General features: G+C 45.6%; 18 protein-coding genes and 1 pseudogene. 11 read left to right on the top strand and 8 right to left on the bottom strand.

The window, feature by feature from the left end:
- From C233_RS0119770 to C233_RS24625, 5 genes and pseudogenes are all read right to left on the bottom strand, one after another.
- Positions 1-509, bottom strand: a pseudogene (locus tag C233_RS0119770) (hypothetical protein); the annotation flags it as partial.
- Entirely contained in the window at positions 478-2,079 is a 1,602-nt protein-coding gene (locus C233_RS0119765; RefSeq protein WP_018669149.1) for a hypothetical protein, read from the bottom strand. The gene C233_RS0119765 and the pseudogene C233_RS0119770, both read right to left, overlap by 32 nt.
- A 97-nt stretch (positions 2,080-2,176) precedes the next feature.
- The gene (locus C233_RS0119760; RefSeq protein ID WP_018669150.1) at positions 2,177-2,461 is read right to left on the bottom strand and encodes a hypothetical protein; all 285 of its coding nucleotides are present in this window, start codon (positions 2,459-2,461) and stop codon (positions 2,177-2,179) included.
- 99 nt (positions 2,462-2,560) lie between these two features.
- Complete coding sequence (locus C233_RS0119755) at positions 2,561-3,583, bottom strand: DUF3871 family protein (RefSeq protein ID WP_018669245.1); 1,023 nt, start codon at positions 3,581-3,583, stop codon at positions 2,561-2,563.
- Between the two features lie 183 nt (positions 3,584-3,766).
- Positions 3,767-3,931: a hypothetical protein gene (locus C233_RS24625; RefSeq protein ID WP_018669244.1), complete on the bottom strand. Its 165-nt coding sequence runs from the start codon at positions 3,929-3,931 to the stop codon at positions 3,767-3,769.
- A gap of 526 nt (positions 3,932-4,457) precedes the next feature.
- Between C233_RS24625 and C233_RS0119745 the strand changes: the two genes are divergently transcribed.
- Positions 4,458-5,327 carry an Rpn family recombination-promoting nuclease/putative transposase gene (locus tag C233_RS0119745; RefSeq protein WP_025069207.1) on the top strand — a complete coding sequence of 290 codons (870 nt, stop codon included), beginning with the start codon at positions 4,458-4,460 and terminating at the stop codon, positions 5,325-5,327.
- Between the two features lie 388 nt (positions 5,328-5,715).
- On the opposite strand, the gene C233_RS0119740 is transcribed toward C233_RS0119745, so the two are convergent.
- Together C233_RS0119740 and C233_RS25005 are read right to left on the bottom strand one after the other, a co-directional pair.
- Positions 5,716-6,657, bottom strand: coding sequence for an IS3 family transposase (locus tag C233_RS0119740; protein ID WP_262482855.1), 942 nt, complete (start codon positions 6,655-6,657; stop codon positions 5,716-5,718).
- A gap of 28 nt (positions 6,658-6,685) precedes the next feature.
- On the bottom strand, positions 6,686-6,820 hold the full coding sequence (locus tag C233_RS25005; RefSeq protein ID WP_018669241.1) for a hypothetical protein: 135 nt from the start codon (positions 6,818-6,820) through the stop codon (positions 6,686-6,688).
- 616 nt (positions 6,821-7,436) lie between these two features.
- Between C233_RS25005 and C233_RS0119725 the strand changes: the two genes are divergently transcribed.
- The 10 genes from C233_RS0119725 to C233_RS0119680 are packed head-to-tail and all read left to right on the top strand — an operon-like array spanning position 7,437 to position 21,752.
- Positions 7,437-8,033 carry a DUF3575 domain-containing protein gene (locus C233_RS0119725; protein WP_018669240.1) on the top strand — a complete coding sequence of 199 codons (597 nt, stop codon included), beginning with the start codon at positions 7,437-7,439 and terminating at the stop codon, positions 8,031-8,033.
- Between the two features lie 20 nt (positions 8,034-8,053).
- Positions 8,054-9,502 (top strand): DUF3868 domain-containing protein, encoded by a 1,449-nt coding sequence (locus tag C233_RS0119720; RefSeq protein ID WP_018669239.1) that lies wholly within the window; start codon positions 8,054-8,056, stop codon positions 9,500-9,502.
- Positions 9,503-9,536: 34 nt separating this feature from the next.
- Positions 9,537-11,246 (top strand): Mfa1 family fimbria major subunit, encoded by a 1,710-nt coding sequence (locus C233_RS0119715; RefSeq protein ID WP_081626136.1) that lies wholly within the window; start codon positions 9,537-9,539, stop codon positions 11,244-11,246.
- A 15-nt stretch (positions 11,247-11,261) separates the two neighbouring features.
- Positions 11,262-12,272, top strand: coding sequence for a FimB/Mfa2 family fimbrial subunit (locus C233_RS0119710; protein ID WP_025069203.1), 1,011 nt, complete (start codon positions 11,262-11,264; stop codon positions 12,270-12,272).
- Positions 12,269-13,396: a hypothetical protein gene (locus tag C233_RS0119705; protein ID WP_018669236.1), complete on the top strand. Its 1,128-nt coding sequence runs from the start codon at positions 12,269-12,271 to the stop codon at positions 13,394-13,396. Before C233_RS0119710 ends, C233_RS0119705 begins: the two co-directional genes overlap by 4 nt.
- 55 nt (positions 13,397-13,451) lie before the next feature.
- Entirely contained in the window at positions 13,452-14,597 is a 1,146-nt protein-coding gene (locus C233_RS0119700; RefSeq protein ID WP_018669235.1) for a hypothetical protein, read from the top strand.
- Positions 14,594-15,997 (top strand): fimbrillin family protein, encoded by a 1,404-nt coding sequence (locus C233_RS0119695; protein WP_018669234.1) that lies wholly within the window; start codon positions 14,594-14,596, stop codon positions 15,995-15,997. The genes C233_RS0119700 and C233_RS0119695 overlap by 4 nt, the downstream gene beginning before the upstream one ends.
- Entirely contained in the window at positions 15,994-17,823 is a 1,830-nt protein-coding gene (locus C233_RS0119690; protein WP_018669233.1) for a fimbrillin family protein, read from the top strand. The genes C233_RS0119695 and C233_RS0119690 overlap by 4 nt, the downstream gene beginning before the upstream one ends.
- A gap of 1 nt (position 17,824) precedes the next feature.
- Positions 17,825-20,176 (top strand): fimbrillin family protein, encoded by a 2,352-nt coding sequence (locus tag C233_RS0119685; RefSeq protein WP_018669232.1) that lies wholly within the window; start codon positions 17,825-17,827, stop codon positions 20,174-20,176.
- Positions 20,177-20,201: 25 nt separating this feature from the next.
- Positions 20,202-21,752: a fimbrillin family protein gene (locus C233_RS0119680; RefSeq protein WP_025069200.1), complete on the top strand. Its 1,551-nt coding sequence runs from the start codon at positions 20,202-20,204 to the stop codon at positions 21,750-21,752.
- 295 nt (positions 21,753-22,047) lie between these two features.
- Here C233_RS0119680 and C233_RS22975 read toward each other — a convergent pair whose 3' ends face one another.
- Positions 22,048-23,379, bottom strand: coding sequence for a transposase (locus C233_RS22975; RefSeq protein WP_039748061.1), 1,332 nt, complete (start codon positions 23,377-23,379; stop codon positions 22,048-22,050).
- Positions 23,380-23,523: the final 144 nt, after the last annotated feature.

Here is a 23,523-nt window from a genome sequence, read left to right as displayed (position 1 = left end):
GAACACAACTCCGAATAGCCTATAGCCGTAATCAGATCAGAGTTCCCTTTCCGGTCAGGCTGGACGATGAATCTTACATCATCAAAGAAGGACATTACCGCTTCCGAACTGCCCCGACATCCGGTTTCCTCCTCCCTGAAAAAGGCCACTTTGATGGAATCATACTTTTTCAGGCATTCCAGGCAGATGAAAACCCCGTTCTTGTCGTCGGCGCCCAGATTCTCAAACCTTCTGTTCCCCGGCGAATAACCGAATATAATATCTCTGGTTTCCACTGCCTTGAAATCCCCTGAATGGTTGCAGTGTGATACCTGGTCGATATGGCTCACCAGACAAGGATACGTCTCTGATTTTCCCTTTACCACATACAGGTTCCCGAACCTGTCCTTTGAGACCGATATGTTTCCGGGAAGCTGTCTGATATAGGAACAGAGGAATCTTATCATCCTCTGCTCCTTTCCGCTCGGGCTGTAGATACTATACAGCCTCTTCAACAATTGCATGTTCATGGCCCGTCTCTTTTTCAAGTTCATAACCGTATGGAAGATTGGTGGCCGGATTTACCCTGTCGAATACCTCCTCACCGAATTCCCATGCCTCCTTATTTTCCAATAACCTGCATAACGTATACACATTGATGCTTTTATCCTCATAGAAACCTTCCGATTCATTCCAGATATGGATTCGGGTTATATCGGTGTAATCCTCGTACCATTCACCGTCATACTCCGAGTAAATCCAATTTTTCCGTTTGAATTCCCCTTCGGCTTTCTCCATGCACTCCCTGCAACAATAGTATTCCTCTGTCATCTCCGAGTATTCCGCATCGTCCGTCAATATATCCGTCTGGCATTCATCACAGCAGACACAATCGTCCTCATGGTAATATTCCCCTCTGGATTCTACCCATACGAAATCATCCATGTTATTCACATCCACCCGGATTTCCCTTCCATTCCGGTAGCAGGACCTTGTTTCGTAACAGTAGTACTGGTGGTAATCGTCCCATTCGTCATCATCCGTATCACCGTAAAGGTTCAGGTCCGTAGTATCGAGATTATGCGAACAACAGGGGTTATGATAGTTGTAGGCCTTGTTCATGCTGTAGCTGTACCATTTGAAGGAATCCTGATAGGAAAGTGTATCCCACTCTTCCAGACAGCACTCTGTCTCAAACCTCCTGTCCGCTAACGGATTGCCATGAATATCCACGAACGCGTTGGATTCCTGACAGGAGGCTCCTACAATCTTATAGCCGTCTATATAATCCCCCTTGATAAGTTTGTCCACAAGCAGACGTTTCAGCACGTCATTGCCGTCCGAGGAGTATTGCCTTTCAAGCAGCCTCCATTTCCTGCCGTCCTGGTCCGTGACCTCGGTAAACAGAACCGCCCGTGCCACAACCAGCCCGTCCCTGTCGGTTATATAGGCCGCCTTGGCTTTTACCGAATCCTCATAGAACGAGGTCCTGCCCTTATCCGTCATACATGAGCCGAAATCCCCCCTGCAACAACTGCTGTCATAGATTCTCCGGAACGCATCATCGACATGCAGTTCCATATCGGGGACATGACCATAGGTATAAGTGCACCAGTTTTGGGTGAATACATCTCCTGAAATCCAGTTTACAACACATGGAGAGAGCAGTTTCCCTATCTCCGTTTCAAGGATGAGCTCCCTCATGAACTTTCCTGCCCTCATCTTGAAAATCCGGTTGCGTTCAATGTTGATATAGCGGATTGAATTCCTGTCCAGATCCTCGCATACGCCCCTGGCTTCATCAGTCCGATACCTGGAGGACCAATAGGCCGTGCCTATCAGCTCCACCTTATAAGGCAGTCCTTCATCCTTCTTCCCTGATTCGATGACGGCATCCGTCACCTTTTTCTGTAGGCCTGCCATATTATATATATGCAGCAGGGTATAGTCGTCGTGTTCCCTGCAATATCTGAGCAGCGCGGGGCTTTTCAGATGTCCCAGCAGTATCCTGTTCTTCCTTACCGCTGTACCGTTCTCCCTCTTTTCAAGGCCGAAATATGCCTTGAAACCTTCGTAACCACAAAAATCATAGTATAACATAATCTTCTGTATTTTAAATTAAATAAAAAAGGAGGGATACTTCCTTTCAGTCGGAAATATCCCTCCTCGGAATATCAGTCGGTATGTTTCAACCGTTTCAGATGAATGGTATCGTCTCGTCCTCCAGAACTCCCGATTCCACTATCTTTTGACATATCTCATGCGAAGCCTTGTTCCTCAGGTCATATCTGTAATCCTCACTTCCCATAATTTCAATCACTTCAACCATGCTTCTGAACAAGGTCTGTTGTAAGGTCCTGTGGAATGTAGTCACCGCCAAAGCGAATCTCTTTTCATTCCACCCATCGTCGTTCAGGGCATGTTCCAGTTCTTTGGCAGCCTTGAACTCTTTACTGTTTTCATTCAAATATTCTCCGTTCATGTTCTTACAGGTTTTAAATAGGTTCAACAAAAAAAGGGAGAAAGACCATGTTTGTCATATTCAGATCTTTCTCCCTTGTGAGTTGGTTTGTTTTCCGGTCTAACTCAGAAACCAGCCATAATTCTCTGTATCATCACCGTTCAAGGCCCTCTGGATACCGGCTGCAAAATCAGTGCAGTTCCGGTTTCTCTCCAGGAACTTGTCAATATAGGATTGCTTGGCTGCATCATTAAGAAGCTGCATCAAATCCCAGCAGGAAATCTTGTCTCTGCCACGTAGTCCGAAATTAGGATTCTCTATGTAGCCTTTCGTTGCCGCATTGATATTCGAATCGCCCAGGATAACTTTTGGCAGTTCTTTAAGCCCGGACGTCGGCAAGACCTGGTACAGTCTCAAACGTCCTATTATCTGACAGAACTGTTCCTGTGAAATCATTGTTCTTCCTAAGCCTTCAAGTAACCTGAGATTCTGCTCCGGATTGAAATCTTGAAACAGGCTGAGTGCCGAACTGTAGATATCCGCATCACTCATTACCTCCAGCCTTCCGGTCAGTCCGTCATTTGTCAACATAAGGTTGCTGCATACACGCACACGCCAACCGATGAATATCTTGAATTTCTCGGGTGATTTTCGGGCGTATAAGTTTTCTTCATTCAGACTTCTAACGCCGCCGATGCAAAGATGTACCTCCTCACCATTCATTTTTCTGCTCATGGTTCTGATATGAAAGCAAAAAGCCATTCGCTGATAATAGACAGTCTCGTCCTCCGGTTTAAGCTCTTCTTTTTTCTTGGTTAATGCACCCGGTACACGTCCTAAGATTTTATGTGACACTCTGATTTCCGTGTTCCCGAAGTTCTCGCCTGCAAAATATACTCTTGCGGCATCCTCTACCTGGTGAATAAATGCCTGGTGACTAATTGTTAGCTGGTTGTCACTGAAACTTGGTACGATACAGTTCCTTTCAAGTTCTTCAAGTGTGATACCCGAAGTGTTTGATTCGATGAAATTAGGATGTTCTTCTTCCGATACGATTACGGCATCTTCAACATTGATTGCATCCGTCATTCCTGTTACCATTCCGATTGTCCTTGGAATGATGGTAAGTTCTCTTGTTTCCATACTCTTATTGTTTTTTGGTTGTTAATAAAATCCGATAAACGAAAAAAAGCCAAGAGGTCTATTTCCTTGTCTTTAAAAATAAACTTCTTAGCTTCTTGATTCCTTTGAGGATTGATGTTGTCACCTCAAGGATAGTTATTATCACGTCCGCTTTCTTGTCATAATCCATTCCCAGACGTCATATCAGTTCTCGGTTGTTGTATCACCTACATCAACTTTCTTACCAGCGGCGGATTTTCTCCTATATCTGCCGCCATACTTTTCCATAAGCTCGATTACTACTGAGCTTGCGATAATTATCTCGGCTAGATACGCTGCGATTTTGATTCCTTTTATTAATTTTCCCATTTCTCTCTTGATTTTAAATTGTTAATATTATTGTTCCTATTCTCTGTTTCTATTATATATCATTTATCATTCTCATATATAAGGCTTTGAGGTGGAACGAAAGAAAGGGGAGACAGGAGAAGAAAAAATGAACCAGTCTTTCGACTGGTCGTGATAGTTGAACCGTTATAAATGGCTCCTCGCATTTACTTGGCCTATCATGCGGCATACATTCTTTCGTGGGGATCTTTATGTCTTGTCCACATACTAAAATTGCTACGCATCATCGAATCTCCGTCTTATCCATCGTCTGAAAATAAGTGTGACCCGGTAATTGGTTTATTATTGTCATGCTTGAAGCTGAGCACCCTTTATCCGGTGCTTATTAGGCTTCAAGCTTTTATCATATATAAGAGTTTGAGGGGATTTGAAAGGGAAGGGACGATATTATGGGGAATAATATGGAATTAGGAAGGATGGTATTCTATTTCTTGGTACTTTGACGCATTTTGATTACTTTTGTTAGTAACCAATATATTGGAAAGTTATGAATAGCGATAATAAAAATCAAATAATCCGTTTTGACTGGGCAATGAAACGTCTGCTCCGTAACAAGGCAAATTTCAGTGTCCTTGAAGGTCTGCTCACTACGTTGTTGGGAGAGAAGATTATTATCCAGAGACTCCTTGAAAGCGAAAGCAATCAGGAGGACGAGTATGACAAGTATAACCGTGTCGATATGCTTGCCGAGAACTCCAAGGGTGAACTGGTACTGATAGAGGTGCAGAACAATAATGAATATGCCTACTTCCAGCGTATGTTGTTCGGTACATCCAAGCTTGTCACCGAATACATCAACAGGGGAGAAAGCTATGATAAGGTACGTAAGGTCTATAGCGTAAATATAGTCTATTTCTCATTGGGACACGGCAAGGATTTCGTTTATCATGGAAAGACTGAATTCAGGGGTATTCATACTAACGATGTTCTTGAACTTACTCCATTTCAGAAACAGACATTCAAGGTGGATACGGTGAGTCAGTTATATCCCGAATATTATATCCTGAAGGTGAACGGTTTTAATCAGGTGGCTAAAAGTCCTCTGGAAGAATGGATTTACTACCTGAACACCGGAGAAATACCTTCTACCGCTACAGCTCCCGGTCTGGAAGAGGCACGCGAGCGCCTGAAGTTGGATAGCATGACAAAGGATGAACTTGCAGCTTACTACCGCCACCTGGACAATATCGTGATTCTCCGGGATAATATTAATACGGAGCGTGAAGAGGGTAGGACAGAAGGACTTGTGGAAGGTGAAAGAAGAAAGACCCTAGAGATTGCCCGTAACTTGAAATCATCCGGAGCTTCCATCGAACTGATAATGGGAGCCACCGGACTGACCAAAGAGAGGCTGTAATTTAAACTGTGTCAGCAAAGCAAACAAAAAAAGTATTAACTTTCGCCGCAGTTAAGTGAAACAATCGGTTCCATTGCTTGAAACTCTTTGTTTCATTACTTGAAACTGTTCGTTTCATAGGAGGAAACAGTTTGTGTAGTTTAACGATTTTAGTTGACTACTTTCCGTCCAATCTATAAAAAGGGTTGACTCGGTTTATAGTTAGTAATAAAAAGGGTTGTCCCTTTTGTCGTTTATTTCTGAAAGAGGTTTACTCTCTAATTATTTGCCGGTAAAAATAATCAAGGGTATGATTCTCTCCAAATAAATCATGAAAAACCACCGCGGAGGATTGCCATGCGGCTGGAGGCGTGAAGCCTCCAAAGAGCTTCCTCAGCCTGATATTCTTCTATCCAGTCAGACTTACGTTTATCCGGCTTTTAATGGCATTTTCCCGATAACTTATCCACCTTTTCTTCAGTTCTCCCCTGCACTGTGCAGCCTGAGACGGGGTCATACCGTCCAGACTCCAATGCGGACGTTCATTGTTATAGAAGTCTACAGTCGATTTTACCGCAGTTTTCACTTCCGGGATACAAGTAAACTTCATATCTTTAGGAAGTTCATTCTTAATGGTATTATTTATCCGTTCGGCTATGGCATTTTCCTTGGGGTTGCCATTTTCAGTCATGCTTATGCGGATTCCGCAGTCTTTCAAGCGGGCTGTATAGGCATAACTGGCATACTGGATACCACGGTCAGAATGATGGATCAAACCGGACAAGTCTTGTCTGTGATAATGGCTGATGGTCATTTCTAAAGCTTCTAAGGGATATTTCGTATCCAACGTTTCTCCAATACTATATCCTATGATTTCCTTACTATAAGCGTCGGTGACGACTGACAAATAACAAAAAATATTTTTATCCGTTACCGGATTCTCTCCCAGATGAATATAGGTAATGTCGCTGACCATCAGCTGACAAGGAGCCTCGGGGAGGAAGTTTCTAACCAGATTGGGATAAACAGGACGGTCATGTTCTGAGTTGGTGGTACGGGTACGATGATGCCGTTTGCGAATTTTCAGCGAGAAACGATCCAGTATATCATAAAAACGATTATAGCCCACGCTGTTTTCCTGACCAAATCGGCTACGGTACATCAGCCAGAGTTTGTTTCCTCCTATTCCGGGGTCTTTGGCGCGGACTTCTTTAACGTATTCTATCACAAATGATTCCAACGCCAATCTTTGCATCAGCTTGTCCTGATGTTTATAGTAGGCTTGTTTGCTTACACCAAGTAGACGACACATAGGGACAATGCAATATCGCTTTTTGTCCCTATTGTGCAGCCTACCTGCTACTTGGTGCCAGCTTTTTTTAGGTCATCCCATACACTTCTTTTCCAAAAGCGACCATTTCCTCATAAAAATCAGCACGCAAGCGTTCCTGGGCAAGGCTTTTCTTCAACTCGCTTATCTCCTTGAGTAATTCTTTGTAATCTTCAGGAGTCACATTTTTACCTTGTAAAGGTAGTACTTTTTACATATTACAGGAGTGACAGTCAAAACCATTGGCTTTTAACTCCCTGAGAGAGCGAAACGAACGATAACTTCTGCCAAACTCCCGTTAGCTCCCGATTTGCATTCTTAACATATCTTTTATAAATTCCCGGCTTTGCTACTGGAAACTAATCGCATAGTAAAAGAAAAATGTCAAATATTTTGTTTTTTTTATAGGAAAAAACATTTATATATGCAATATATTTTATACTATACAATTATTCCGTACTGATAGTCCCCGAGAGACCTTCCTACCGGAAGTCATCATACCGGCGGTCAGATGTTGTAAACGTTGAAAAATATATATTGTTATGAATAGGATTAATATGAAAAAAAATGCAGCTGCCGCATTGCCACACGCCTTTATAGCAGCGATAAAGACAGGCTCATACACCTCTATAGGGGGTGAATTCTGGCAACAGAACGCCTGAAAACCGACCCTTTGCGTGCCTTAAGCGCATATGTTTCTCAAGTATGTTTTCGGGGAATATGATCCGGCAAAGCGGATACGGATTCCCCAAAAGAAATGATACTCTATTAAAGTTACTAATCAATTAAATAAAATCCAGATGAATTTAAAGAAGTTTTTTTCAGGTGCATTGTTGCTATGCGTATCGCTCTGCATATATGCCCAAAACGAAATCAGCCAAACGAAGACTTCTGTTGTCGGACTAAAGACTAACCTGCCTTATTGGGGAACGGCAACATTTAACGCGGGTTTGGAAGTACGTCTCGCAAAGAAATGGACGTTTGATGTGGAAGCCGGTTTGAACCCTTTTACCGGCAAAAACGATGATGGCAGTTATGGAAAATCTCTCAAGCATTTACGCATTCACCCTGAATTGCGTTATTGGTTTTGCGAATCGTTCTACAAACATTTTATAGGACTGCATGTGCCGTACTTGTTGTATAACATATCAGACATCAAGCTCCTTGGGACGGAAAATGAACGGCATCAAGGATGGGGCGCAGGTGTAGGTATCAGCTACGGATATTCCTGGCTGCTTTCCAAGTATTGGAACTTGGAGGCAACGATTGGTGTCGGTTACCTTTACCTTGAGTCCGACAAATACCCCTGCACCAATTGCGGCAGCAAAATTGAGACCGTGAAAAAGCATTATTTCGGACCCACGCAAGCTGCTGTAAACCTGATTTATCAATTCTAAAAAGAAGGAGGAAACTAAAAATGAAGAAAACAGTTGCTATATTATCTATTGTTTCGGGAGCCTTCTTCTCGTTGCCGTTTGTGTCGGCACAGGAAAGAGAGGAAGGGAAAATCCTGGTGAAAGAGAATCTGGTGGAACGTGTCGATTCCTCTCTCGTTGTAAACATGGTTATCGATTTAAGCGGACTAGAGGTTTCTTCGGGGAACAGCGTGGTTTGTACCCCGGTCATCGAGAGAGGCGACAGCTTGGTTGTACTTCCTCAATTGGTCATCAACGGGCGCAGCCGCCACATCCTTTATGAGCGGACGGGACGCAACCTGCAAGAGAATAACGAATACGAGTTACGCCGGCACAACGACACGGAACAATCTTTCGATTATCACGCCCGCATTCCTTTCCGCAAATGGATGGAAAAGTCGGAAGTCTCTTTGGTGACAGACCTTTGCGGTTGCGGCTGGGAAGCATTACAGAACGACAAGTCCCCGCTCTTCCCCATCAATATGGCGCAGCCGGTGGTATTAAAGCCTGCGTTAGCCTATCTGGTTCCGCAAGCCAAGGCAGTCAAGGCACGCTCCAAGGTAGGAAGTGCATTCCTGGACTTCCCGGTGAACAAGACCACGATTCATCCCGACTATCGCAACAACCCTGCCGAGTTGCAGAAGATACGTGAGACAATCGAGTCTGTACGGAATGACAAATACGCCACGATTACAGAAGTCTACGTCAAGGGATATGCTTCTCCCGAAGGTTCCTACGCCAACAACTCCTACCTGGCGGAAAACCGCGCCAAGGCACTGCTGAACTACGTAAAAGGGCTGTACGACTTCAAAGACGCCCACTTCACCGTAGACTTCGAACCGGAAGACTGGGAAGGGCTGGAACGCCGTGTACAGGAATCCGACCTCGCCGACAAAGCCGAAATTCTGGATATTATCCACGCGGATACCCCGAAGGATTGGGACCAGCGGGAATGGAAGCTGAAAACGCTCAATGGAGGAGCGGACTACCGCATCCTGTTGCGTGACATCTATCCGGCACTGCGCCACTCCGATTATGCCGTGAAATATACCATCCGCAACTTCACTGTCGAGGAAGCGAAGGAGCTGATTTACGAAGACCCGAAGCAGCTGAGCCTGAACGAGATGTACCAGGTGGCACAAACATACGAACCGGGTAGCGATAAATACAACGAAATATTCGAAATCACCGTCCGCATGTATCCGGATGACCCGGTATCCAACCTGAATGCCGCTTTGGCAGCCATCTCCACGGGACGCCTGGAAGCCGCCCGCGAGTATCTGAAGAAAGCCGCCGACACGCCAGAAAAGCAATTGGCAGAAGCTTCCTTGCTGATGCTTGAAGGCAAGCTGGACGAAGCGGAAGCGAAACTTACCAGCCTAAAAGGTTCGCCCCTGTCGGCACAGGCGAAAGAAAACCTGAAGCAGATTGCGGCGAAACGGAATGAATAAAGCCGAGTAGAAAACATTGAAATACGGGTAAAGAATGAAGATATTTAGTAAATTACTCATAGGGACGTTGCTAATCCTGACGGGAGCAGCCTGCAACGATGAACTGCCAACGGGAAACCCCGGCGGGACGGAAATAAGCGACCCTGTGTATATTGAATTTAAGGTCGAGATGCGTGCGGGCGGATTATCAACCCGGGGCGCAACGGCCGATCCGGACGATGATGGATACGTGACCTCGGAAGACGGGAAAGAAATCGGGAAAAGCCGGGAAAACCAGATCCAGGAAATCCTGCTGCTTTTTGCCGACCCCAAAGGGCAGTATATCCATTCCGGGGCTTACCCCATTGAGCAGGAGCCTGCCAACGCCTATACCATCAGCATGCCGCTGGAGCAACTGGAATCATACGACCAGGAAGGCGACATACAGGTTTACCTCTTCTGCAATCCGACCGAGGAACTTAAAAGCGCTGCGAGCGGGCTGACCGCCGGAAACACCTTGTCCGCCTTCCTGGACGGGGCATACACCTTGTCGGACGAGGAGAGTGAAGAAAGCAGAGCTTGGAAAGATGACAGTTTCTTCATGTCGAACGCAGTTCCCCATGCAGTCCATTTCCCCGGTTCGTGGTCCGACTACCGGAACGAGAGCACGCCCTGGAAGCTTGGAACCATCCGGGTGGAACGTTCTGTCGCCCGCTTCGATTATCGGGAGAAGATGAAGGACAACATCTACCGGGTGTATGACAAGACGGACGGTTCCACCACTTACGACCGTAATCCGGATGTGTACATCCAGCTGACGGACATCGCGCTCGTCAATATGAGCCGCAGCTTCTACTACTGGAGACGTGTGTCGAACGCTGCCGATGGCATGTCCGACCCTGTGATAAGCGGAACGGAGACACACACGAACTACGTGGTGGACACGGATGCCGCCCGGAAGAAAGACTACACGAAAGAGGGTTGGAAAGACAAGACGGACTACTTCTTCTACAACCTGGAGACACCCGCCGACCGGGTTTTCACCCGAATCAGCGACATCGCCGGAAATGAGGAAGACGAAGACACGTCTTGGAACGATGAGCAGAAGCACAACGGATACCACATCTGGCGGTATGCCACCGAGAACACCATCCCGGATGCCAACCGGCAACGAAACGGCATTACCACCGCCATCCTCTTCAAGGCCGTCATCCGGGCAACGGAAGGCTGCGCACTGGAAGGGCAACTGGATGCAGGAGAGGCAGTCTATGTCTTCAAAAACAAGCTGTACGGCGACTGGAATGCCGTAAAGGAAGCTGCCACGAGCGGCAACAGCAAAAAGTTGAAGAAGGCGTATGATGCCGTAGAATCCGGTACCTCCCCTGAGGAGGCAGGCTTCACCGTCTTCTGCCCTGCCGATGATGGCAACTATTATACCTATTATTATTATTGGAGCCGGCACAACGACAACGGGCAAGACACCGTATCGGGATCGATGGAATTTGCCGTTGTGCGCAACAATGTGTATAAGTTGCAAGTCGATGCCCTCTATGGATTCGGCTATCCGGAGGGCACTTATCCGGATCCGGACACTCCGGATGAGCAAGAACCCGATGACGATGATGACGACCCCGATGATCCGGATCCCGAACCCGACCCTGATCCCGATCCTGAACCGGAACCGGGACCGACCACGGTACAGTTGAAATTGACAGTCAAAGTGCTCCCCTGGGTGATGCGTGAATATACAATTACAATAAAATGATAAAAAACAATAGTCATGAGACATAAAATAATAAAGAAACTCTTATACCCGATACTTGGGCTCGTCTTGCCGATGGTTGCCTTCACTTCGTGCAACTATATCCATGACGACCTTGCTCCCTGTCCACGCGGTGTATCATTGCGCTTTGTGTATGATTATAATATGGAGTATGCCAACGCGTTTCCAAGCAAGGTAGATTGCCTGACCCTTTATATTTACGATGAGCAAGGCAACTACGTGGCAACCCGCACCGAGACAACGGACGTGCTGAGCAACGAGAATTACCGCATGCAGATTGATCTGGAGACCGGCAAATACCATTTCGTTGCTTACGGCGGACTGGCTTGCGCCGAGCATTCCTTCCACGTGGTTTCCGAACCAGGAGCGGCGGCAAACCTGCTTTCCGACCTCTCTGTAGTGATGGAGCACAACGAGCTGACTTCCGACAAGGCTCTGCACGGCCTTTTCCACGGTTCTCTGGACGTGGCGGTGGACGGAGACATGTATAGGGAGCTTACCATCCACATGATGAAGAATACGAACAACATCCGCATCGTCCTCCAGCAGATGAACGGAGAACCCGTATCCGATGAGGATTTCACTTTTCGGATTATAAACGATGACAACACCTTGTTTGCCCACGACAACAGCCTGCTGGAGAACGGCTCTGTCACCTACCTACCTTGGTCGCAAGGACAGGGGACGGTGGGCGATGCCGATGGCGAAGGTACACAGGTGACGGTGGCTTACGCCGAATTCTCCACTTCACGCCTGACTGTGGGAAACCATCCGCGGCTGGTGATTTATAACAAGCAGAATGGAGACGAGGTGGTGAACATTCCGCTGAACGACTATCTGTTGCTCCTGAAGAGCGACCTCTATGCCGAGATGGGCGACCAGGAATTCCTGGACCGCGAAAGCGAATGGGCGATGGTTTTCTTTCTGGACGAGAACCGTCTGTGGACAAACGCCCAAATTATCATCAATGACTGGGTTGTACGACTGAATAATGCATCAGTATCATGAGAGGAAAGAAAACATATATATTCGGATTAAGTTGGATTTGCGCCCTCCTGCTGCTTGTTTCGTGTTCATCGGATGAAAATGACGGGCAGGTGCCGGTCGGCGCGGATGTCAACCTGACGCTGCATGTCGGCGTGCCCGGTGTAGATACAAAAGCGGGAGATGCAACGGATGTCCCGGATCGGGAGAAAATCGAGCAGTTGCGCATCATAGTTGTTGATAAAGAGACGAATGAGGTGGAATATAATGAATTATGCACATTCAGCCGTCCGGAAAGCAGCTATGACATTTCCGTAAAAAAGAACGGAACAAAGCTGGTTTATCTGTTAGGAAATACGGTAAGCACATTATCCGGTTTGGGTTCTATCGCAAAGGAAGCAACATGGGATGCGGACCAGGTGGATGACAAGACTTATGATGCATCTGATACCAACACCGACCCGCTTCCGTTTACCTCCAAATATGAAATCAAGGTGGCGGAAGAAGATGTTGTGAAAGAGTGTTACATTGCGATTGCGGCTGTCAAATTCTCGTTTGAGTTCGAAAATCAGATGGCAGAAAGCAAAGAAGGCGAGGACAATGGGGATGAGGACGGTAATGGCAATAACAGCACACTGACTGTCGGCTCTGTGAAGATATCCCGCTTGGCTACGGCGTCTTATCTCTTGCCGCACCCTGCCAGTAAATGGGAAGAATGGACTCAGAACTTTGAGAATAAAATCATAACAGATTATGAAGTTCCCCCAACCACAGACGGCACGGAACTTCATCAAGATATGACATTGACTCTGAACCAAGAGATTGCGTCAGGCGAGGCTTACACCGTCCCGACATTCTATGCCAATGAAAGCAAGTATGACAACCTCTTCCCGGATGACAAGGGGCAACATTACATGCTGAAACTTGTCTTAAACGATCAGACATATTATAAAAGTATAGCAAACGAAGAGGGTGATGAACTGTCTTCCTTGTTCCGCAGCACCCATGTAAAGATAAAGGTGGTTGTGAAAAAGATAACGGTTGAAGAAGGAGATGTTGAGATCTGGGCAAGAAAAGTGCCATGGGAAGAAGGGAACACGGTAACAGGAGGTTTGGAACCGGTTGAAACGGATGAGGACGATGAATAATACAAATTGGGATTTAACTCCTGATTCACACCAATAATCAATAAAAGAATAGAGTATGGATAGACTGAAATATATAATCCTGTTCGCCGGGCTGTCACTGTTGGGCGCATGCACATCGGAGGAGACTGTGTCGGGAGAAGGTGGAGGTGAAAGCGAAAACGCCGAATTCCGCTTGTTCGCCTCCCGGGCAGGGACAGGCATTGAAATCAATACGCGGGCAGACGATATCAATAGCACCACGTTTAAGGAAGGTGACAGGATTCGATTTGCCAATACCTTGTACTTCAACCAGCCGAATTTTAGTGAAGAAAAGGCTATCTTCACTTATGCACAGCAGACAAATACTAAAGACGGGCATACTTATTATAAATTTACCCAAAATTCGAACGGAAGAAATACGCTCAACTGGAACAATTTCTCCCCTACAACGTACGTCTATACGTTCGAAGCATCCTACCTCCCGGATGGGGAATATCTGGAAGAGGTCGCAGCAGACCAGGATGCCGAAAATGGAAAAGGCTTCTGGGGTTCCGACCTGATGCTGGCACACCACCGCATGCCGCTGGAAGAGAGATTTGGAGATATCTATCTGGATTTCCGCCATATATTTGTCATGGTAAGGGTGATTCTTGCGACTCCGCTCGGCGCGCTCGGTCTGCCGCAGGATGCAGTAAAATCGGCAACGCTGCAAAACGTACAGCGAAATTTTAAAGTAGATTATGTCACCACGATTCCCAATAACGGACTACGGACCGTAACAGGAACAGGCGAAGGCAGTGAAGTCAAGATGTGGCAGTACGACTCTTCGGTTAGTGGCGAGACACAAACCTATACGTTCTTAGGCATTATTCCGAGCCCGGACTCAAACCATACGATCACGAACAACGATTTTGTACGCTTTGTGGTCCGATATGACGATGACACAGAGAAGACCTACCGGTTTGTACCCGATGAAGACGGCGGTCTGGTCCTGGAAGCCGGACATATCGTCACATTGAAGGTGGAACTGAAGGAGGACGTTCTTAAGATGCCTGTAAAAGCTGAGATAATCCCTTGGGAAGAGGCTACAGCAGAGATGCCACTACTTCTGGAAGAAGAGGAAAACAGCACAACTCCGGAAGAAGAAGAGGAGCCTCAAACGCCTGGAGGAGGGGAAGATGATAACAAAGACGAAACGCCGCAGGGAGGAGGTGAGCAATGAAAATACAACAGACGATAATGACAATAGGCCTTTGCCTGGGGGCAGTGGCTTGTTCCAATGAAGAACCGCGTACCACACCGGCAGCCGGAGAGGACGGGGCTTTGACAATGACCGCTTCCATAAGTGATGTATTGCCTACTCGATCCGCTGACGGGACACCGGTAACGGACGGGATGTATTATTTTTCTTATGTGGATGTGGACGATACTCATGACTACAAGTATAGGACAATCGAGGTGATATTCGACAATTCCGAAGAAGGAATACCGTGGAAAGACAAGACGGGAGCCGGTACACAATTGACGTGGGCTGATGTCAACAGGGGTAGCAACTACTTTGTTTTGGATAATTTCCCCGTTATCAGTGAAGGTGTGGATAATCCTACGATTGATTTTTCTGAAGACACGTATAAAGAGTTAAAAGAACAATACAAAGCACAACCGGCTCCTGACAAGGATGGAGAAGGGAATGACATATTATGGAAGAGATTGTATGTAAGTGAGCAGGTGGTGCTGGATCCGCTACATTTCGAGCTGAAGCACAAGATGTCCAAATTGACATTCGAAATAACCATCTTTGACGATGTTGCGGAGGATATGGGCAGTATCGAAGGGATAGAAGTGGAGTTGCATCATGTTGCCACTACGATAACAAAATTTCAGAGGCTGGTACTGACCGGAAATGTAGTGCCCGATGCAGTTGATGAGAACCCGATACAGTTGACGGCAGGAGTTGATGCACAATCAGGGGAGAATGGCAACCTTCACTATACCACGGGTGGCTGGATATTTCCTCCCCAAGAGTTTGTGAATAACGAAGAGAAACCGAAGCTGAGAGTCACATTGACAGGTTCGGAAGGAACAAAGAAGGTATATAGCGGCACATTGCCACAGTCGATGGAGGTGAGTGGTGTCACGGAATTGTTGAGTTTCAAGGAAGGACATCATCTGACTGTGAAAGCAGGGCTGCACAATACCACTGATATGAGCATTAATTTCCAACCGGTTCTGGTAGAGAAATGGAAATACCAGAAGGAGACGGATTTGAACATTAGGCAAGCCGGGATTTGGACTGCTGCACAATTGATGGAGCTCATAGATGCTTGGAACTCTGACGGTGAACTGAATGAGAAGATATTAAGGAAGTATGGGATGAAGAGCGAGACTGATGAAACCGAAATTATGTGGACGTTTTCTCTTTATAGGAATATCACGATAACGAAAGACGGTTATGTTACTAGTAATGGCTTAAATTTTGACTCAAAAGATGGTGTATCGTTTACATTTAATGCTGGTACCTGCACGGTTAATGATCATACAGTAAAAGAAAATGGTACATTTGGAACTAATACAGATGCACCAGAAGAAGAGCCAGAAGAAGAAGGAGGGAAAGAATCATGAGAAATATAAAAACAATACTACGATACGGACTGTTGTTTAGTGCCGCTATCCTCGGATGTACGGCTTGTTCGGAAGACGAAGGGATAGGAAAAGGCATGAACGAAGAGTCCGGCTACCTGAGAGTGATGGCCACCATCGGGGATGCCGTATTGGTGCAGACAAGAGGAGATGAAAACGAAGGGACTCCCACTAACTCACTCAAAGACAGAGCTGGTGTCCCGCTAGATCAACTGTATTCATACAGCTCTTCCAATGATGGCAATGCGTTTACATCACAAAGTAAAATCGGTATGTTTTCCTATCGCAGCATCAAAGGAGACGAGGATGATAATAATCTGAAGAACCTCCATCTGACGCATGTAGGAGTGGGCAACTACTTTCAAGCGGATATCGTCATACCAAGTATAAGTAATCTGGGATGTACATTTGCGTATTATCCTTATTCTACAAATAATAATGTTGATAATGAAAACCTTTCAACAAACAAAAAAAAGAAATATCCGATAGATATTTATGCCGTTGGTACTGAAGATAATAGTGAAATTTATTATGCAGAAGGCAATAATAACAAAGTAGTCGATCTATTGGTGGCAAGCAACAACGGTTCGATCGGTTCAGAAGGGATGTTTATGTATAATCTGAGACATGCTTGTGCCATGTTGGTGCTCTACATAGGTGATGGATTTGATGTAGATGACGATAAAATCACAGAGGAAGAGGTGGTTGTTAAGCTGAAAGAGAAAATAAATGTATATGCCGTCAGCGAAGGCGCCAATTGGTCGCTTGAAACCGAAGGGAATGGTACTACTACAGGAGATGAAGTGATGCTCCCGATGAATAAGTGTGACAGTTATACCCTGCCGGGAACCACCAAGCCTTCTCTTGTCTATTCGGTGATACTTCCTCCGAGTGCGGAAATTGACTATATCAAGATAAAAGACAAGTTCGGAGATTGGCAGTATGTAAAGCCGAAAGAGGGACAGACGCTCTTCGGCAAACTGGAAGGTGGTAATAAATATCCGGTAACCGTTGAACTGGACGGACTTGAACCGACTATTTATCCGCATGATATTACGGAATGGACGGACGAAAGCATTACTATAGAAAAAGTTGCCGGTATCTATAATGCAGATGATTTACAAACATGGAGTGAGGAGATGGTTAAAGAAAGTCCATCAGAGGAGACATTAAAAAAATTTGGAAAAAAGTCCGATGATGGCAAGTGGACCTTCTATATCAACGACAATATAGATTGTTCAAACCTGCCGACTGCGGATGCCCCGATTCAATCACTGCTTTCCACGTTCGATGCCACTCTGGATGGCAGAGGGCGCACATTAAGCAACCTGACATTGAAAAAGACAGCCGATGGCGGAGGCAATATCGGACTGTTCGGCACATTGAAAGGAACCGTAACGAATCTGAAAATAGACAATATAACCATAGAAGGCGCAACCGGTGAGGGTGCCAGCGAGGAAACATGCATCGGTACGATTGCCGGTGTCATCGAAGGCGGCGAGGTGAGAAGCTGCAAAGTGACAGGCATAAGTATTACCAGCGATGCTGGACATGTAGGCGCACTCGCCGGCAAAGCAAAACCCGGAACGTCACAACCCGATAGTGAAACGAGAACCGGAACAGTGGAGAAATGCACCTTCGAGGGAAGGCTGTTTTTGGGAAGCGGTGTGACAATAAACAGTCCGGAGACGGTAAGAAATCTTTTTGGAAGCATGGAGAATGGGTTCGGCCTGACCGATTTTACAACGTTCAATACGGAAAAGATATTCATATTACAATCAAATAAAGAGCCAGATAAGGAGAATTAATATGAAGAATTTATCATATTTCATATACAGCCTTGCCATCTGTTTCTTGTGGGGTTGCCAAGACGACACCTGGATGGAAGGGCGAACAGACCGGGAGCAGAACGGAGAGGTTCCGGTGGAGTTTATCATGGAATTGCCCCAAAGCGGACTTCTTACGCGGGCAGAAGACGGTGAACTGGCAGAAGTCGGCGAAAAGACTGAATTCGTGGAAGGAGACATCATACAAGTAGTGGGCAACTTTTACAGCGGCACGGAAACGGAAGAAAACGTAACGCTTGTATCATCGGTCTGCTGCTATCTGACATATGCCCCGGGCAGTGATGGAGGACCCGGGAAATGGGTAAATAACACAGAGAGGTCTTTGTACTGGCCTTTCGAGTCGGAATGGGGCACTTTTTCCGCTTTCTATTATCCCCAGTACAACGGATTGATAGAACCGGGAGTATCTACCGAAGCTGTCTTATTGGATGAACTGGAAATCGACACAGACCCTCTGATGACTGAGATGACAGAGAAGATCGAGTATGGACAGGCAGTCAAGCTCGAGTTCAAACATGCCTGCACACGGCTGATATTGACCGATGTAGAGGAGGTATTAAACGGCTTTTACGACAAGTTATGGCTGACGGTGGCAGGCGATGAAAGCGGGAAAACGAATGCTTTCAAACTGAGCGTGAAGGAGGAAACCACCCAGCAAGAAGAAGCAACGGGTGGAGAAGAAGTAACGGGAAATGAAAACCAAAAACTGTCATTCGACCTTGAGTGGGTAGCAGAAACGGTCTCAGGACAGAGCACTACCTCGATAGGAGGCAAGAAATATAAGATTACCACGCAAGGGCAAGAAGGAGTAAAAGAAGAAAAGGAAGCTTTCGTGTTTTTCCTGCCGCCCGGTGATTATAGCGATGTGTCGTTGACACGGCGTTTGGGACGTTCCTTGCTTAGTTGGAAGGAGATAATTAAATTGAATAAATTAGAAGCAGGAAACTCTTATACACTTTCTTTGAAAGAAATATCCGGCAACATTATCATCGATGAAGACGATGATTGGTGGAGAGAGGAAGAAGGGGATTATGTCAACGCCAAAGATTTTGAACTGCAAGACTTCCTTGATGCGCTGGCAGCAGGAACCGCCTATTCCTTTGATAAAAATGGAAAAAAAGTCCAAGTACTGGAAGAGGACGGCAATTCTGTGTACCTGTTGAAAGGTGTCGACTTCAATGATGAGAGGGATTTTACGCCGGTAGACTTAAACAGCGGCATCACATTTGACGGAAACGGCTATTTCTTCAAGAACGTAAAAAGAAATATATTCAAAGCCACGAATGGCAAGATCCAAAACCTCGGCATAAAAGACAGCCGGCTGGAGCAGGTGCAATTGGAGGAGAATGCAAATGTCGGCTTGCTGGCTCGAGAGATAAAAGGTGAGATTGCAGACCTGCGTCTGGAGAATGTCGGCATCGAGATCTCGAGCATCGCTTCTTCGAGTGACAATATCTTTTCGGTAGGAGTGTTGGGTGGACAGACTACAGCCGACATATCCGGCATCGAAATCAAAGGGCTGGAGGTTGTTGTAGACGAAACACAGATAGAAACAGGGACTCTGTATCTTGGAGGACTGGTCGGACAATTGGGAGATGGCAAGGATATTGACGGGGTAAGCATCTCGGGAGCCGAAGGGATAACAATCACCAACAAGCTGACAGCCCAAACCGGCAATATTTATACCGGCGGCTTGGCGGGTGTTTCCGCAGGCAATATCTTGAATAGCAATATCCGGGCGGATGTGGATGCTTCCCAAGCCAATGGAGGAACTGTTTATACGGGAGGCTTGGTCGGGCAAATGAGAGGCAACCAAGAAGGAAACGTTCATATCAAAGTATGGAACTCCATGAACGAGGGAAGCGTAAAAGGCGGGACATGCCATAGGAACCAGGCTGTGGAAAACAGCCGGGGACATTCGTCAACCGGAGGACTGGTCGGTTACGCTTTGTCGAAGTCTGATATCCAAGGATGCGTAGTCAGCGGCGAAACAATCTCTGCTACGATAGAAAAAAAAGATCAGATGGTATATTATTCCATCGGAGGTATGGTCGGAACCGTTATGCCTACGGAGAGTGCCGATACGGAGAATTATCCTGTGATAAAAGACAATCAGGTTTATGTAGGGGTAGATTCAAGCCTGACAAATGAAGAGAGATTCTGCATGGTGGGATGGCTGGCAGGAATTGCTCCTGACAATATAAGTAAGGACACAACTAATGAGGTGAATGTTCAAACAAATTTCAATCAAGTCGGTCTGGTAAGCAACGACCAAGAACCGGATGATACGGAAGATACCCCGGGAACCGAGTGAAAACCATAAGAAAGGAGTAAATGATATGAATAGAAATATATTATACACAGGAATACTGCTGGGCGGTTTACTGGCCGCCTGCACTCAGGAGGACGAAATGATTCCGGACAACGGAGAAGAACCGGGAACGATTCAGTTTTCGGGGGCAGTATTGAAACATAAGAATGTGGAAACACGGGCAGAAGGTGATGCAGACGACAATGGAGACTCGGATCCGGATAATTATGATTATCTGAATGCGTCAGAGTCAACCAGAATTAACGATACTTTCTACATGTGGCAGGAATATACAGATGGTGATAATACCAACACGTATAATTATTTCCTGCCTTATAAACAGGTTGAGGGACAGAAAGGCGGTTTGGCACTGAATGAAACAGAAGCCGGTGAAGGTGCAACACCTTTGAGCTGGCAGGATAAAACGTACAAACATACTTTTTATGCTTGGACACTGCCGCAGGAGGTATTTAAAACAAATGATGGTGAAACACAAGTTGATGTAACAGAGCTTCCCGAATATGGAAAACAGGAAGCGTCACCTACCTTTAATAAGGGCGAATTTTACAGGACCGTTACGTTTGGTTCGGATGCGGACTTTGAGAGGTTTGTTGTTACGAAGAAAGGTCCGATCACGTATGATGAAATAGGAAAGGATGTCGCATTATTTTTCGACCGGCCGATAAGCAAGATCATGTTGAAAAGCGTGAAGCAGGTCAGTGGCGATGGTTCCCAAGTTCCCTATGAGGTATGTTCAATCGAATTCCCTAATCTTTCCAAGACAGCGAGGTTCTATCCATTTAGGTTCAAGAGGGCAGACGATGACTGTAGTGAATGCTTGTATCCCTCGAAGGAAGATAAAGGTGTTACTTGGGAGTGGAAAAAGGATGACAACGGTAATATTACTCCTTTATATGTGCATCCTTTCAAGTTTGGTCCTCCTGACGAATCCGGAGCTGCAAGCCCTGCAGGAAAGGAAGAGGATATGGTGACAGGCATCGAAGATGATTTAGGTTTTTTCCTTTTGACTATTAGTGACAAAAAAGATGAGAAAGCGCCATCCAAAACATATCCCGGAACGTTGAATTATCTGGCACTGAGTGAGTTGAAGGCAGGAGAAGGTCTGCTATTGAATTTACTGGTCAGTGATGGAGGTAATATTGTAGGTGTAGGTTGTACGATAGTGGATTGGGATATAAAAGACAAGGGGACCATCTCGCAATATCGCAAACCGGGAGTTTATACAGAGGAGGATGCTGAGAAGCTTCTGGCTGCATTGAAAACGAAAGAACTCACAGCTGATAAATTGAAAAAGTTGATTCCGGATTTGATTACAGAAGAAAAAGCTGATGGAAAAAACATAATAAGAATCAATCTTTTCACCCATGTCACTTGGGATGGAAATGAGAATGACAGATATAATATTCCGGAAGGCTGTATTCTGGATGGTAATGGCTATAACCTGACTTATGAGGGTGGTTTTCAGGGAGACGGTAAAGTGGAGGATATTTATAAAAATGGGGAACCATATACATATTCGGACGAGACCTCTTCCGATGATAGTCCGGAAGGTGAATAACCGCTCATCGGTTTAGGCAAAATTGCACAAACATTTCAGACGCAGTTTTTTAGACATAAGAATAAAAGAACATATTTATTTTAGGGATATTCAGTAAATGTCTTTAAACAGTAAGATGGCATATGAAGATGACTTGCTAATATCATCTCATATGCCATTTTTATTACCTATTTTTTCTCTCTGACCTAAAATCTTCTCCTTTTGGGCACGATGTTCCGGAAGAAACCTGAGACTTCTTCTAATAGATTCTTTATACTTATACTATGCAGCTTTCTTCTGTCTGTTTTTGATTTTATCAATCATCAATCATCAATATGGCGTTTGCCGTATGTATCCCAAAGAAAATCCACAGGATTTCTGTTTTCCTGTTCCGTGCTTTGACTTTCGATAGCGAATAATGCTGTTTTTGCGTACCGAAACTGCCTTCAAGCCTGGTGGCTCTTTCCCTGGAGAGTTCACTTCTGAGAACCTTCCTCAACGGCTCGTCCTTTGCAGCTCTTCCCTTGCGTACAAAGGAGGTTGATATCCCATATTTTGTACAGAACTTCCTGTTGGCATTATTAGCGTATATGGAATCGGCGGCCACACACCCTGCCCTTACATTCATCAACTTCTGATGCATACGGATACAATCTTTCAGACGTATGCCTTCATTGAATGCCTTGAAAGAGACGTGCTCGATGAACGAGATCCCGTCTATCTGTATGTTATTAACCTTTGCACCGAACTCGACGGATTTTGTCTCCTTGCCCCTTACGATAGGGCGTACGTAATGACGGTCAATACTGACAATACGGTCACTGATCTTCCTGTCTTCAAAGAGCTCCTTTTCCTGTACAAGGACCTTTCTGATGATGGAAAGCCGTTTCTGATAATCCTGTGTATATGTGAGTGAAGAGCTGTATTTTCTGTGAATGTCATCCCGTTGTATGATGAGTTTTTCCAGGAGTCTGATCATGCGACGCTTCAGCATCATCGTCCTCGAAGCCTTCCTCTTTCTTTTCTTGCAATAGGACAGATAGGATACCGCAACATCCGTATATTTGTTACGGGGACGCCTTATGCCGAGTTGCTCACAATGTATGCAGATATGCCGGTAGAGCCATTCGATGCTTTCCCAAAGGAGCTTCATGTCCGTAGGAAAACGCATATGACTTTCATAGCATGTGGCATCGGTCATACATACGTGAAGGTTCTCAAGATAAGGCTTCCAGTGTGAGGCAAGGATTTTCTGAAGGGAGTCAATGTCAAGACGGGATGCTATCTCATTACGGATAGTGCTGATTATCTTGTAGTTCGTTATAGGGTAGGACGGGTCTATCATGATACCACAGAACAACTGATAGTGTATGTTTCCGTTAAGATGTTCTACCAATAACCTGTCAGAGAATCCGGTGTAAGCCTTCAGTACCATAAGGGCTATCTTCGCGGAAGGACTGAAACTGTTCCTGCGACCCAAGCGGGATTGTGAAAGGCCTATCTCTTTGACTATACTCTCGAACGGAAACACGGAATGAAGACTGCCAAGTTCACTCGCATTAAAACTCTTACGATATTTTTCCAGAATATCGAATTCTGTAAACCCTAAAGTAGGGTGAATTTCTGAAATATTTTGTATCTTCGCCATATCAGTGTGGATATTTCCCCCGTTTTGGCCGTCAAACCGTATTTTAGGGGGGAATACCTAAAGATACAAAAAGCCAACTAATTCGCAATACTTTAAGTATGAATTAGTTGGATAATTTTATAGGATTTAATGAATATCCCTAAA

This window comes from Bacteroides gallinarum DSM 18171 = JCM 13658, assembly GCF_000374365.1.
GTDB lineage: Bacteria > Bacteroidota > Bacteroidia > Bacteroidales > Bacteroidaceae > Bacteroides > Bacteroides gallinarum.
This window is presented reverse-complemented; position numbering and strand designations above follow the sequence as displayed.

What these genes read in the sequence shown, in the direction of transcription:
- C233_RS0119765 (WP_018669149.1), bottom strand. Translation starts at nt 2,079, where the DNA reads ATGTTATACTATGATTTTTGTGGTTACGAAGGTTTCAAGGCATATTTC.
- C233_RS0119760 (WP_018669150.1), bottom strand. Translation starts at nt 2,461, where the DNA reads ATGAACGGAGAATATTTGAATGAAAACAGTAAAGAGTTCAAGGCTGCC.
- C233_RS0119755 (WP_018669245.1), bottom strand. Translation starts at nt 3,583, where the DNA reads ATGGAAACAAGAGAACTTACCATCATTCCAAGGACAATCGGAATGGTA.
- C233_RS24625 (WP_018669244.1), bottom strand. Translation starts at nt 3,931, where the DNA reads ATGGGAAAATTAATAAAAGGAATCAAAATCGCAGCGTATCTAGCCGAG.
- C233_RS0119745 (WP_025069207.1), top strand. Translation starts at nt 4,458, where the DNA reads ATGAATAGCGATAATAAAAATCAAATAATCCGTTTTGACTGGGCAATG.
- C233_RS0119725 (WP_018669240.1), top strand. Translation starts at nt 7,437, where the DNA reads ATGAATTTAAAGAAGTTTTTTTCAGGTGCATTGTTGCTATGCGTATCG.
- C233_RS0119720 (WP_018669239.1), top strand. Translation starts at nt 8,054, where the DNA reads ATGAAGAAAACAGTTGCTATATTATCTATTGTTTCGGGAGCCTTCTTC.
- C233_RS0119715 (WP_081626136.1), top strand. Translation starts at nt 9,537, where the DNA reads ATGAAGATATTTAGTAAATTACTCATAGGGACGTTGCTAATCCTGACG.
- C233_RS0119710 (WP_025069203.1), top strand. Translation starts at nt 11,262, where the DNA reads ATGAGACATAAAATAATAAAGAAACTCTTATACCCGATACTTGGGCTC.
- C233_RS0119705 (WP_018669236.1), top strand. Translation starts at nt 12,269, where the DNA reads ATGAGAGGAAAGAAAACATATATATTCGGATTAAGTTGGATTTGCGCC.
- C233_RS0119700 (WP_018669235.1), top strand. Translation starts at nt 13,452, where the DNA reads ATGGATAGACTGAAATATATAATCCTGTTCGCCGGGCTGTCACTGTTG.
- C233_RS0119695 (WP_018669234.1), top strand. Translation starts at nt 14,594, where the DNA reads ATGAAAATACAACAGACGATAATGACAATAGGCCTTTGCCTGGGGGCA.
- C233_RS0119690 (WP_018669233.1), top strand. Translation starts at nt 15,994, where the DNA reads ATGAGAAATATAAAAACAATACTACGATACGGACTGTTGTTTAGTGCC.
- C233_RS0119685 (WP_018669232.1), top strand. Translation starts at nt 17,825, where the DNA reads ATGAAGAATTTATCATATTTCATATACAGCCTTGCCATCTGTTTCTTG.
- C233_RS0119680 (WP_025069200.1), top strand. Translation starts at nt 20,202, where the DNA reads ATGAATAGAAATATATTATACACAGGAATACTGCTGGGCGGTTTACTG.
- C233_RS22975 (WP_039748061.1), bottom strand. Translation starts at nt 23,379, where the DNA reads ATGGCGAAGATACAAAATATTTCAGAAATTCACCCTACTTTAGGGTTT.